Raw genomic sequence first — 12417 nt, forward strand, 5'->3', positions numbered from 1 at the left:
CCGTGGTGACCACGAGCGGATCACCGAGCCGGTTGCAGGTCGTGTTCGGCGACCTGCGCCACGCGGTCGACGACGTCATTCTGCGGCACCAGGTCACCCGCGAGGAGATGACCGCCGTCCTCGACTGGCTGACCAGTGCCGCCGACGCCGGGGAGTTGGCGTTGCTGCGCGTGTTCTTCTTCAAGACCGTCCTCAAAGGAACCGAGGGCGCGCCGTACGCCCACCCCGAGGCCGACGGCGCGAGCCACTGGGAGATGCGGGGCTCCGCCTACCGGCCCGGCGCGCCTGTGCTGCACAGTCCCGCCGTGCTGCCGATGCGACCGGACGAACCCGGCGAGCCCCTCGTCGTGTCCGGCACCGTGCGCACCACGACCGGGGAACCGCTTCCCGGCGCGGTGCTGGAGATCTGGCAGATCGACGCGAACAACGTCTACTCCGGCATCGACACCAGCGACTTCCTGCCGCTGAACATCCCCAACGACTCCACCGGGGTTCCGGAGCACAACCTCCGCGCCACGGTCGTCGCCGACGGTGAGGGCCGCTACGAGTTCCGCACGGTCATGCCCGGCGTGGAGACCCTGGGACTGGCCGGGGACGGTCCGCTCGGCGGTCTGCTCGACGCCCTGCGGTTCGAGGGGAAGCGGCCACTGCACGTCCACGCCGCCGTCACCGCCGACGGGTGCCTGCCGCTGACGACCCAGATCTACTTCGACGGCGATCCGCTGGTCGACAGCGCGGTGGAAGGGGCGATTCCGGCCGGTGCCGTCAGAACCACCACACGGCACGACGACTGTCGCACGCTCACCCACGACTTCGTGCTGCGCCCGGATCAACGGCCTTGAAGTGCGTCGGTCAGCGACTTCTCCGCGTTCGCCGGCAACTCGCCGTCGTGATCGAGGGCGTACCGGATCACGGCACGGAACTCGTCGCTGAACCGTGAGTAGTACGGGGTGACCGGCCGCAGCCTGGCGTCCTCGATCGCGTCCAGCAGGGTGCCCGAGTACGGGTGCTGGGTGGCGACCCGGCCATCCTGGTAGACGATGCCGCGGGTGGCGGCGAGGCCTCCCCGTTCGAAGAGGAGCTGCTGGCTGCGGGGGCCGGTGAGGAACTCGATCAGCGCCTGGGCGGCACGGGGTTTCGTGGACTTGGCGGAGATCGCGAGGTTCTGGCCGCCCAGAACGCTCGGTCCGGGTAACTGGGTCACCCCGAAGTCGATGCGGGGACGGCCCGCCGACTCGTCCTGGTTGCCCTGCAGGGTGCGGTGGGCCACCGGCCAGTTGCGCATGAAGGCGATCTCGCCGTCGCGGAACGCCTGGGTGGTGAGCGTTTCGGTCTGGGCGCGGGAGCCGGGCAGCACCACGGGTTTCTCGCCCTTGAGGCCGTCGGCGAGCCAGCGCAGGGCGCGGCGGGTGCGCTCGGAGTCGATCACGACCTCGCCGGACTCGTCGACGACGTCGCCCTTCTCCGCCCAGATCAGCTCCAGGGCGTTCACGGTCAGGCCCTCGTAGTCGGCGAACTGGCCCGCGTACCCGGCGGTCAGGCGGGCGTCCTGCGCGGCGCGCAGGACGCGGGTCGAGGTGGTGGTGATGTCGTCGAGCTCGAGCGGGTCCTCCTTCACCAGGTCCTTGCGGTAGAAGAGCAGGCCCGCGTCGGTGTTGAACGGCAGCGCCCACAGCTTGTCCTGGTAGCGGCAGCTCTCCAGCGGTCGGCGCAGGAACCCGCTCGTGTCCACACCGGACAGAGGACGTAAGTGGCCCGACTGGGCGAACTCGGCGGTCCACGTGACGTCGAGGTTGAAGACGTCGACGTTGTCGGCCTTCTCCTTGGCGCGCGCGACCATCTCGCTGCGCTGGCCGTCGGCCTCCGGCGGCAGTTCGACGATCTCCGCCGGCTGCTCGGGGTGCTCGGCGTTCCACTGGTCGATCAGCGCCTTGCGCTGGCCGCCCTCGCTCTGGTCGCGGCCGCTGAGCACGAGGAGCTTGCCCTTCTCCCACTCCGTCGACTCGCGGAACAGGGGCTGGACGCCGTTCGTGAACAGGATCGTCAGCACGATGCCGACGGCCACGCCCATCGCGAGCCACGAGCGGTTCGCCCACACCACACCGGGCGGACCCAGTCTGGGCAGGGCCGCCCACGTGCGCCGCAACCACCTCATGCGGATCCTCCCCACACCCGGCGGAACAGCTCCGCGAGGTCGTCCCCGAGCGTGTCCGTCGTCGAGTCGCGGCACTCGCCGCCCGCCGCGTCCGTGATCGTGGTCAGCGCGTGCGTCGAGCAGCTCGCGCCGCCGACGGCGATCACGAACACGCGGATCCCCTTGCTCCGCACCGCGTCCACGACGTCCTGCCGGGTCTGGACGCTCGTCGTGTCCTCGCCGTCGGTCAGCGCGATCACCGCGCTGACGTGGTCCGCGTCGTCGGTGCCGACCCGGTCGAGGCTGTCGATGATCGCCTGGTGCAGCGGTGTGCCACCGGATGGCGCGACCGTGCTCAGGGCGACGGCCGCGGCCTCCTTGTCCCGCCTGCCGAGAGGGACGATCGGCCGGACCGCGTCGTCGCTGAACACCGACAGGCCGTAGGTGTCCTTGGGGCCCATCTGCGTGAGGGCCTTGCCGACACCGTTGACCGCGACGGCGAACCGCGTCTCCCCGCTCGGCGCCGGCTCGGCCATCGAGCCGGACGCGTCGAGCGTGAGCCATACGCGCCCGTTCCTCTTGGCCTGCTCGTACTTCTTCTGGAACTCCGCCTGCGCCTGCTCGTCGGGCGCGGCCTCGGCGCGGTCGAGCGCCAGCCCCGCCCGCACCCCGAACTCCTCGCGGAACTCGGCCCCCGCGGCCTGCGCGGCGGGACGCAGCCCGGCGGCGTTGAGCGCCGTCATGCCCTCCTGCGTGCCGAGCCACGCCTGGAACGCCCTCGCCGGTTCGCGGGCGGCGTGGTTCGACACGTCGGCGACGTCCCACTCGACGAGGTTCAGCGGGTAGTCGGCGCGGTAGGTGTCCGACGGGTACAGCGCGGTGAGGCACGGCTTGCGCGCGCAGCCGGTCTTGTTGTGCCGCAACAACACCTGCTCGGTCGTGATCATGGCGGTACCGGGGCGCGGCCGGTCGGCCTCCTCGACCCTGCGCTCCACGACGGCCGGGTCGAGCGACTCGTACAGCGCCGCCGTGGCGAGCCTGCCACCGGCCGTCAGCAGAGGGTTCGGCCTGCCGATCGCGATCCCGGCCCCGCCGACCTTCGTCAGCAGCTCGCCCCACTTCTCCGAGCCGCTCGAGACGACGTCCTCCGCCACCTGCGGGGGCACGCCGAGCACGACGGGCGAGAAGGCGACCGACGGGCCAGGAACGACGCGCACCGCCGACCCGATGCCGCTCGTGCGGCGCACCACCTCGTTCGTCTCCGCGGTCGAGTCGGGCAGCCACACGTCCGGGTGCGGCCCGACCTCCCGCAGCTCCTGCGACGACCAGGAGGACCGCAGCGCGATCGCACCCCTGTCGCCCGGCGCCGAGAACACGTACAGCCGCGCCGAGCGGCACCCGTGGTTCCGCGCCGCCGTGTGCAACTCGAACTTGCGCGCCACCTCACCGATCGCGGGCGCGGCGTCCTGCGACGTCAGCACCCGCACCTCCGTCGGCTGAGGACAGCCGAGCAGCAGCACCCGTCCGTACGCCACGACCGGCGGCCCCGCGAGCGCCACCAGCACCGCCACGACGGCCAGCACGGCCGTGAACACCACCCAGCGCAACCGGATGCGCTTGACGAGCTGGTTCAGCCGGTCGATCGCGGACGCCGACAGCACGAGCAGCCCCGCGCCGAGGCCGTAGAGCACCCACGACTGCCAGGTCGCGAGCGATCCGGTGGCCGTCTCCGACAACAGGTGCCCGGCGACCGCGGCCAGCATGAGAGCGCCCGCGTACCGGGGTGCGGTGCTCGACCGGCGCTGGTCGACGTCCTCCATTCGGCGTCCTCCCCACCAGGCACCCTATGCGGGGGCACCGACAGTTCTGGGGGAGTTGGCCGGTCAGAGGGGGTTACCGGAGGAGAACCACTCGTTTGGGTCAGTGCCTTCCGGCGCCGCTGTCCGCGAGCACGCGCACGGCCTCGTCGACCGCCGCGCACCGTGCGCGGCGCACGGCTTCCGACACAGGGCGCAGTGCCTCGGTGCGCGCGGCCATCGCCGACGCCGACAGAGCCCCGCCGGGGGAGTCGGAACTGGCCACCGACACGATCGCGGCGACCTCGGCGGCCCGTTGCAGCACCCGCAGCGAGCGCGGCGGCATGGCGTCGGGCCACGGCAGCGTGGAGTTCTCTGCCGCGAGGTCGGCGATCTCCTTGCGCACGTTCGGGCGGTGCTTGGCCACGTCGAGCGCCGCCAGGGCCGCCGTCGCCTCGCGCAGGGCGGCGCCCAGGCCGTGCTCGGCCTCGCCGATCGGGATGTGCTCGAGGCCGTTGGACGACGGCAGGTCGAACACCGTCCAGCGCATCACGCCGTCGGCCACGATCTTCGGCACGAGCCCGATGTGCACCGACGGCACCACGAGCGCCTCACCGGAGCGCAGCGCGCACGTCGCGAGGGTGCCCTTGCCGCCCAGGCCTCGCACGTCGCCCGGTACTGGCAGCACCAGCCGCGCCGATGTCGCGCCCGCGCGCCGCAGGGCGGCCAGCAGCAGGGCGGGACCCACGGGGGCCTCGTCGGGACCGGGGAGGTCGAGCGCCGTGGCGGTGCCGTCGTCGTCGGCCACCACCTCGTGCTGCTCGGCCCACGTGTGCAGGGCGTCGAGGACGTCGTCGGCAGCGGCTAGACCGTGCAGCCAGCCCGACGTCCACACGACCAGCGTGGCACTCGCACAGGACACCCGACGAGATTACGTGGCCCGGCCGGGCCAGTCCTACCCGGTGTGCCCGATCCGAGACGTCTACTTGGCCGGACCGATGTTGTTCTCGAGCAGCGAACGGAACGACGTCAGGTCCTCATCGGACGCGAAGGCCCGGTGCGGCACCGAGAGCGACGCCGCGCCCTCGTCCAGCGTCTCCAGCACGAAGCCCTGCCGCGTCTCGGTCCAGCCCGGCAGCTCCTGCCAGCCGATCTCCTCGCGCACCGCCCTGCCCACGGCCATCCGGAACGACTGGGCGTCGGCGCTTCCCACCACGGTCCGGCTGATCATCTCGTCGGACGAGAACCGCCACCACACCGCCACCGGCTCCATGAACCCGATGACCAGCGCGCACGCCAGCCCGAAGAGCCCCACGAACACGGGGCCGTCCAAGGCGAACAGCTGCACGAGCGAGATCACCGCGAACGCGAGGGCGAACCACGGTGCCCATCTGAACATCGGCACCATCGCCCGCAGGCTGGCCCGCCAGTCCGCGGGGGAGGGGGCCCATCTGAAATCAACGCTGTCAGTCATGTCGCCCCGCATTCTGGCGCACGGGCCGTGCCCGCGCCTGGAGTTGCTCCACATCGACGGGTCCGGATTAGGTGCGTAGCGTCGTCTGCGTGACCCAGAACCTGGCCCGCACGGCGGGCGAGCTGCGCGCCGCCGGGCACCTGCCGCGCGGCGTCAAGACCGAGATCAGGGAGAACCTCCTCGCGGCCCTGCGCGAAGGACGCAACCCGTGGCCCGGCATCGTCGGTTTCGACCGCACGGTGCTCCCGCAGCTGGAACGCGCGCTGCTGGCCGGCCACGACGTCGTCCTGCTCGGTGAGCGGGGGCAGGGCAAGACCCGCCTGCTGCGCACGCTGATCTCGCTGCTCGACGAGTGGACGCCCGTGATCGAGGGCTCCGAGCTGGGCGAACACCCGCTCGACCCGATCACGCCGGAGTCGAAGCGCCGTGCCGCCGAGCTCGGTGACGACCTGCCGGTGGTGTGGCGGCACCGCGACGAGCGCTACGCGGAGAAGCTCGCGACGCCCGACACGTCCGTGGGCGACCTGGTCGGCGACGTCGACCCGGTGAAGGTCGCGCAGGGCCGTTCGCTCGGCGACCCGGAGACGATCCACTACGGCATGCTCCCGCGCGCTCACCGCGGCATCATCGCCATCAACGAGCTTCCCGACCTGGCCGAACGCATCCAGGTGTCGCTGCTCAACGTCATGGAGGAGCGCGACATCCAGGTCCGCGGCTACACGCTGCGGCTGCCGCTGGACGTGCTGCTCGTGGCGACCGCGAACCCCGAGGACTACACGAACCGCGGCCGCATCATCACGCCGCTCAAGGACCGCTTCGGCGCCGAGGTGCGCACGCACTACCCGCTGGAGGTCGACGCCGAGGTGGACCTGGTCCGCCAGGAGGCCGACCTGGTCGCGGAGGTGGGCGACCACCTGCTGGAGATCATCGCCCGGTTCGTCCGGCACCTGCGCGAGTCGTCCTCGATCGACCAGCGCTCCGGCGTCTCCGCGCGGTTCGCGGTCGCGGCGGCGGAAACCGTTGCGGCGTCGGCACTGCGCCGGTCCGCGCTGATCGGCGAGACGCCGGCCATCGCGCGCCCGGTCGACCTCGAGTCGGTGCCGGACGTGCTGCGCGGCAAGCTCGAGTTCGAGGCGGGGGAGGACGGTCGCGAGGAGGAGGTCCTCGTCCACCTGCTGCGCCGCTCGATCGCCGACACGGCTCGTGCCCGCCTGGCCGGGGTGAACCTCCGCGCGCTGGCCGAGGTCGTCTCGGACGGCCACCCCGTCGCGACCGGTGACCGGGTGCACGCGGGCGACCTGCTGGCGGCACTGCCGGAGCTCCCGGTCCTGCACGAGGTGGCGGCACGGCTGGGCGCGGGCCCGAAGGACCCCGTCGGCCGCATCGCCTCCGCCGTCGAGCTGGCCCTGGAGTCGCTGTACCTGACCCGCCACCTGTCGAAGGACAACTCCTCCGACGACGACCGATCGGTGTACGGATGAGATACCGCTACGGACGCTGGGGCGGCGGCGCCGATCCGCTGGCGCCCCCGGTGGACCTCCGCGCGGCCGTGGACGAGCTCGGCCGCGAGATCATGGAGGGCGCCTCCCCGTCGTCGGCGCTGCGCGAACTGCTGCGCCGCGGCGTCGACGGCACCCGCGGCCTCGACGACCTGACCTCGCGCCTGTGGCAGCGCCGCGCGTCGATCCAGCGCCGGCACCGCCTCGACGGCACGCTCACCGAGGTCAAGCAGCTGCTCGACAAGGCCGTCGAGGCCGAGCGGCGCGCGCTGTTCCCGGACCCGTCCGACGACGCGCGCTTCCGCGAGGCCCAGCTCGACGCCCTGCCGCCGGGCACGGCCGCGGCCGTGCAGGAGCTGTCCTCGTACGACTGGCGCTCCCAGGAGGCGCGCGAGGCGTTCGAGCAGATCCGCGAACTGCTCGGCCGCGAACTGCTGGACCAGCGCTTCCAGGGCATGAAGGAAGCGATGTCCAACGTGGACTCGCGCGACGTCGAGCGCATCCAGCGCATGCTGCGCGACCTCAACTCGTTGCTGGAGGCCCACGCCTCCCGCTCCCCGGACACACCGCGCCTGTTCGACGACTTCATGCGCAAGCACGGCGAGTTCTTCCCCGAGAACCCCCGCAACGTCGACGAGCTCATCGACGCGCTGGCAGCCCGTTCGGCCGCCGCGCAACGCATGATGAACTCGATGACGGACGCCCAGCGCGCCGAACTCTCCGCGCTGTCCCAGCAGGCCTTCGGCGGCATCGGCTCGCAGCTGTCCACTCTGGACTCCCTGCTGCAGCAGCTGCGGCCGGGCGAGGACTGGACGTCGTCCGCGCGCTTCCGCGGGCAGGACCCGCTGGGCCTGGGCGAGGGCGCGCAGGCGATGGCGGACCTCGCCGAACTCGACGCACTCGCCGAACAGCTCTCCCAGTCGTATCCGGGCGCGCGCCTGGAGGACATCGACCTGGAGGCGCTGGAACGCCAGCTGGGCGAGTCGGCCTCGGTCGACGCCCGCCGCCTGGCGGAGCTCGAGAAGGCGCTGCGCTCCCAGAACATCGTGGAACGCGCCCCCGACGGCTCCCTGAAGCTGACGCCGAAGGCGTTGCGCCGCCTGGGAGAGACGGCGCTGCGCGGCGTCGTCGACCAGCTCCGCTCGTCGCAGGGCTCGCGGGAGACCACCTCGGCCGGCGCCGCGGGCGAGCTGATCGGCTCGACACGGCCGTGGCAGTTCGGCGACACCGAACCCTGGGACGTGCCGCGCACCCTGCGCAACTCCGTGCTGCGCTCCGGCTCGATGTCCCTGGACGTCGTGGATCTCGAGGTCTCCGAGACCGAACACCGGACACGTGCGGCTGTCGCTCTGTGCGTGGACACCTCCTGGTCGATGGTGCAGGACGGCCGTTGGGTACCGATGAAGCGCACGGCCCTGGCGTTGCATCACCTCGTGCGCACCCGTTTCCGCACGGACGCTCTGCAACTCGTGACGTTCGGGCGTTATGCCGAGGCCGTGGACATCGGTCAGCTGACGGCGCTGGAAGGCGTGTGGGAGCAGGGCACGAACCTGCACCACGCGTTGCTGCTGGCGGGGCGTCACGTGCGACGCCACCCCGACGCGCAGCCCGTGGTGCTGGTCGTGACCGACGGCGAACCCACCGCCCACCTGGAGCCCGACGGCGACGCGGAGTTCAACTACCCGCCGCTGCCCCGGACGTTGAGCAAGACGCTGAACGAGGTCGACGCCTTGGCGCGGCTCGGGGCGACGATCTCGGTGTTCAAGCTCGGGGACGACCCCCGGCTGGCCGCGTTCGTCGACATCGTGGCCCGGAGGGGTGGTGGGCGTGTGGTGTCGGCGGACGAGGAGGGGCTCGGGGCCGCGGTGGTCAGCGACTACCTGAAGTCCCGGCGCCGGCGGCGGTGAAGCGGCGGCCGGTTCAGGGCAGGCAGAAGGCTGTCAGTCGCGGGAAGTGATGCCGCCGCGCGGCTTCGTCGTCGAACGCGAACTCCCAGGCGATCTTCGGCTGGCGCCTGTGCGCTGCCGACGGCGGGGCAACGAGCCCGTTGCCCCTTTACAGGCGGCGGACGTGATGTGTGTGGCGTCTTCGCACTCGTAGAGCGGCCGCGACGGGCGTAGCGCCTCCGCCAAGGTGTCCGGGTCAGTCAGGGCGGTGTGAGTCGTGCATCAGTCGTTCGAACGACTCGTCCAGAGCGAGGATCCACGGCAGGGAAGCGCAGCGGCGAGTGAGGTGGCGCGGGAGGCCACCTCACAGCAGGTGCCGGCTTCGGCACGGGCGGAGGAGATCAGCTGCCAGAAGTCGTCCACCGCCGTCAGAGGTCGTAGAGCGCGGCCAGGCGCGGAAGGCGGGGCGCCAGCCGGGCGCTGTCGTCGAAGTCGAAGTCCCACTCCGGGTCGAGCTCCGGGTAGCTGATCCGGAACGCGTCCTGCGGCAGCTGCATGCCGGTGGCCTTGATGTGGGCGTTCCAGGCGATCGACAGGGCTTCCTCGCACTCGAACTCGTCGCCGGACTCGGCGGCGGCCACCACCGCCGGTAAGCCCGCCAGCGAGTCCGGGTCGGCGAGGACGGCCGTGTAGACCTCCTCGCCCTGGGTCACGAGCCAGCCGCGGAAGTAGTCGAAGCCGTCGTCCGAGCAGCCGCCGTTGATGACGTACGCCGCCGCCCACAGCGGGTTCTGGTACGAGACCGTCAGCACGTCCCACAGGACCTGCTGGGTCGCGACGATCTCGGCGGGCGGCCGTTCGGCGAGCAACTCGACAGCCGCGGCCGCGACGGCGTAGCCGTCGGACGGGTCGGCCACGCTGGCGCGAGCGTCGGCGATGAGCTTCCAGAAGGTGTTCGTGTCCACAAGACAGAGCGTGACAGAGGGGTCTGACAATTTCGGCGCCTGACTTACGAGCCGCGACGTTCTAGGTTGTAGACATGATCAGGACTCTGTTTCGCTCACTCGAGGCCGTGCACGGAATGATCTACTTCGCCCCCGAGGCGGACTCCCGGTACGCGAGCGTCGGCCTCGACCGGCCCGGCGGGTACTTCGCGTCGCGGGCCGCGGCGATGGGGGCGGTCGGGGCCGAGGTCGTGATCGCGACGTTCTACAACTTCAACCCCGAGATCGTGCGGGCGCGCATCCCGCAGGCCTGGGAGAAGGTGACGCCGCAGCGCATGCTCGAGCTGCGCTGGGAGGCGGCGGACGAGGCGCTGCGCAAGGTGCTGCCGGACGATCTCAAGGAGATCACCGAGCTCGCGAAGCGCGCCGCCGAGCGGGCCAAGGACATGCCCCAGGGCCGCACGTTGTTCGCCGCGCACGCCGCCCTGCCGTGGCCGGACGACACGCTCCTGCAGCTCTTCCACGCCCAGACGCTGCTGCGCGAGTTCCGCGGCGACGGCCACCTCGCTGCCCTGCTGAGGCACAACATCAGCGGCATCGAGGCGTTGGTGCTGCACGTCGCGACGGGTGACTACCCGGCCGACGCGCTGCGCAAGACGCGTGCGTGGTCGCGAGAGCAGTGGGACGCGACACTCCAGGACTTGCAGCACCGCGGGCTCGTCGGCGAGGACCAGTTGCTCACCGACAAGGGGCGCAAGCTGCGCGACGGCATCGAGGACGACACGGACCGCATGGCCGCGCCGGCCTATGACGTGCTCACCGACCAGGAGAAGCAGCGGTTCGTCGAGCTCGCCGCGCCGCTGAGCAAGGCCGTCGTGCAGGGCGGCCTGCTCCCGGGCAGGAAATAGCTACTCGTCGCGTTCCGTCGAGGCGAGCGCCTTCTCCGTGGTCTCGTCCTTGCCCACCCTGTGCTTGCCGGGGTGGGTCAGGGAGAAGTGCGCCTCGTCGCGCATCCGCTCGACCATGTGCGGGTAGTGCAGCTCGAACGCCGGGCGCTCCGAGCGGATGCGCGGCAGCTCCTTGAAGTTGTGCCGCGGCGGGGGTGACGTCGTGGCCCACTCGAGCGAGTTGCCGTAGCCCCACGGGTCGTCGTGCGCGGCCGGGTCGCCGTAGCGGTAGGAGCGGAAGACGTTCCACACGAACGGCAGCACGGACGCGCCGAGCAGGAACGAGCTGATGGTGGAGAACGTGTTGAGGAACGTGAAGCCGTCGGAGGGCAGGTAGTCGGCGTACCGGCGCGGCATGCCCTCGTTGCCCAGCCAGTGCTGCACGAGGAACGTGCCGTGGAAGCCCAGGAACGTCGTCCAGAAGTGCAGCTTGCCCAGCGGCTCGTTGAGCATCCGCCCGGTCATCTTCGGGAACCAGAAGTAGATGCCCGCGTAGGTGGCGAACACGATCGTGCCGAACAGCACGTAGTGGAAGTGCGCCACGACGAAGTAGGTGTCGGACACGTGGAAGTCCACCGGGGGCGACGCCAGCAGCACGCCGGTCAGGCCGCCGAACAGGAACGTCACGAGGAACCCGATGCCGAACAGCATCGGCGACTCGAAGGTGAGCTGGCCCTTCCACATCGTGCCGGTCCAGTTGAAGAACTTGATGCCCGTCGGCACCGCGATGAGGAACGTCATCAGCGCGAAGAACGGCAGCAGCACCGCACCCGTGGCGTACATGTGGTGCGCCCACACGGCCACGGACAGCATCGCGATCGCGAGGGTGGCGAACACCAGGCCCTTGTAGCCGAACAGCGGTTTGCGGCTGAACACCGGGAAGATCTCCGTCACGATCCCGAAGAACGGCAACGCGACGATGTACACCTCGGGGTGGCCGAAGAACCAGAACAGGTGCTGCCACAGGATCACGCCGCCGTTGGCCGGGTCGAACACGTGCGCCCCGAGGTGCCGGTCGGCGGCCAGGCCCATCAGGGCGGCGGTCAGGATCGGGAACGCCAGCAGGATCAGCACGGACGTCACCAGGATGTTCCAGGTGAAGATCGGCATCCGGAACATCGTCATGCCCGGCGCCCGCAGGCAGATCACGGTGGTCGTCATGTTGACCGCGCCGAGGATCGTGCCCAGGCCGGAGATCGCCAGACCCATGATCCACAGGTCCGCGCCGATGCCCGGCGAGTGCACGGCCGACGACAGCGGCGTGTAGGCGAACCAGCCGAAGTCCGCCGCACCGCCGGGCGTCAGGAACCCCGAGACGGTGATGATGGCACCGAACAGGTACAGCCAGTACGAGAAGGCGTTCAGGCGCGGGAACGCGACGTCCGGCGAGCCGATCTGCAGCGGCAGGATGTAGTTCGCGAACCCGAACAGGATCGGCGTCGCGTACAGCAGCAGCATGATCGTGCCGTGCATGGTGAACAGCTGGTTGTACTGCTCGTTCGACAGGAACTGCAGGCCCGGCCGCCCCAGCTCGGCGCGCATCAGCAGCGCCATCACGCCGCCGATCAGGAAGAACACGAACGACGTCGTGAGGTACATGATCCCGATCTGCTTGGGATCCGTCGTCTTGAACAGCTGCAGGAAGTACGAGCCCTTCGGCCGTGCGCGCGCCGCCCCGGGGTGGGGCACTACGGGCGTTGGCTTGATCGTGGTCATCGCGCCTCCTCCGTGCAGACC

General features: G+C 70.9%; 10 protein-coding genes. 4 read left to right on the forward strand and 6 right to left on the reverse strand.

The features are described 5' to 3' along the window. Positions 1 to 5: 5 nt before the first annotated feature. Positions 6 to 842, forward strand: coding sequence for a dioxygenase family protein (locus IE307_RS40675; RefSeq protein WP_229905549.1), 837 nt, complete (start codon positions 6 to 8; stop codon positions 840 to 842). Here IE307_RS40675 and IE307_RS40680 read toward each other — a convergent pair. The 4 genes from IE307_RS40680 to IE307_RS40695 form a co-directional block, all read right to left on the reverse strand. Next, a complete protein-coding gene (locus IE307_RS40680; RefSeq protein ID WP_191304824.1) occupies positions 830 to 2155 on the reverse strand; it encodes an extracellular solute-binding protein in 1326 nt (441 codons plus the stop codon). The genes IE307_RS40675 and IE307_RS40680 overlap by 13 nt on opposite strands. Then, positions 2152 to 3954: a vWA domain-containing protein gene (locus IE307_RS40685; protein ID WP_191304825.1), complete on the reverse strand. Its 1803-nt coding sequence runs from the start codon at positions 3952 to 3954 to the stop codon at positions 2152 to 2154. The genes IE307_RS40680 and IE307_RS40685 overlap by 4 nt, the downstream gene beginning before the upstream one ends. A gap of 100 nt (positions 3955 to 4054) precedes the next feature. Continuing rightward, complete coding sequence (locus IE307_RS40690) at positions 4055 to 4852, reverse strand: Rv1486c family protein (RefSeq protein ID WP_191304826.1); 798 nt, start codon at positions 4850 to 4852, stop codon at positions 4055 to 4057. Between the two features lie 60 nt (positions 4853 to 4912). Next, positions 4913 to 5329 (reverse strand): YcxB family protein, encoded by a 417-nt coding sequence (locus IE307_RS40695; protein ID WP_191304827.1) that lies wholly within the window; start codon positions 5327 to 5329, stop codon positions 4913 to 4915. A 164-nt stretch (positions 5330 to 5493) separates the two neighbouring features. On the opposite strand from IE307_RS40695, the gene IE307_RS40700 reads away from it, so the two are divergent. Then, positions 5494 to 6885 (forward strand): sigma 54-interacting transcriptional regulator, encoded by a 1392-nt coding sequence (locus IE307_RS40700; protein ID WP_191304828.1) that lies wholly within the window; start codon positions 5494 to 5496, stop codon positions 6883 to 6885. After that, positions 6882 to 8810, forward strand: coding sequence for a vWA domain-containing protein (locus IE307_RS40705; RefSeq protein WP_191304829.1), 1929 nt, complete (start codon positions 6882 to 6884; stop codon positions 8808 to 8810). The genes IE307_RS40700 and IE307_RS40705 overlap by 4 nt, the downstream gene beginning before the upstream one ends. A 407-nt stretch (positions 8811 to 9217) precedes the next feature. On the opposite strand, the gene IE307_RS40710 is transcribed toward IE307_RS40705, so the two are convergent. Continuing rightward, positions 9218 to 9754: a DUF4240 domain-containing protein gene (locus IE307_RS40710; RefSeq protein ID WP_191304830.1), complete on the reverse strand. Its 537-nt coding sequence runs from the start codon at positions 9752 to 9754 to the stop codon at positions 9218 to 9220. 74 nt (positions 9755 to 9828) lie between these two features. Between IE307_RS40710 and IE307_RS40715 the strand changes: the two genes are divergently transcribed. After that, positions 9829 to 10641 carry an SCO6745 family protein gene (locus IE307_RS40715; protein ID WP_191304831.1) on the forward strand — a complete coding sequence of 271 codons (813 nt, stop codon included), beginning with the start codon at positions 9829 to 9831 and terminating at the stop codon, positions 10639 to 10641. On the opposite strand, the gene ctaD is transcribed toward IE307_RS40715, so the two are convergent. Beyond that, entirely contained in the window at positions 10642 to 12396 is a 1755-nt protein-coding gene (gene ctaD / locus IE307_RS40720; protein WP_191304832.1) for an aa3-type cytochrome oxidase subunit I, read from the reverse strand. Positions 12397 to 12417 lie beyond the last annotated feature (21 nt).

Source organism: Lentzea cavernae (assembly GCF_014653695.1).
In the GTDB taxonomy this organism is placed as follows: domain Bacteria; phylum Actinomycetota; class Actinomycetes; order Mycobacteriales; family Pseudonocardiaceae; genus Lentzea; species Lentzea cavernae.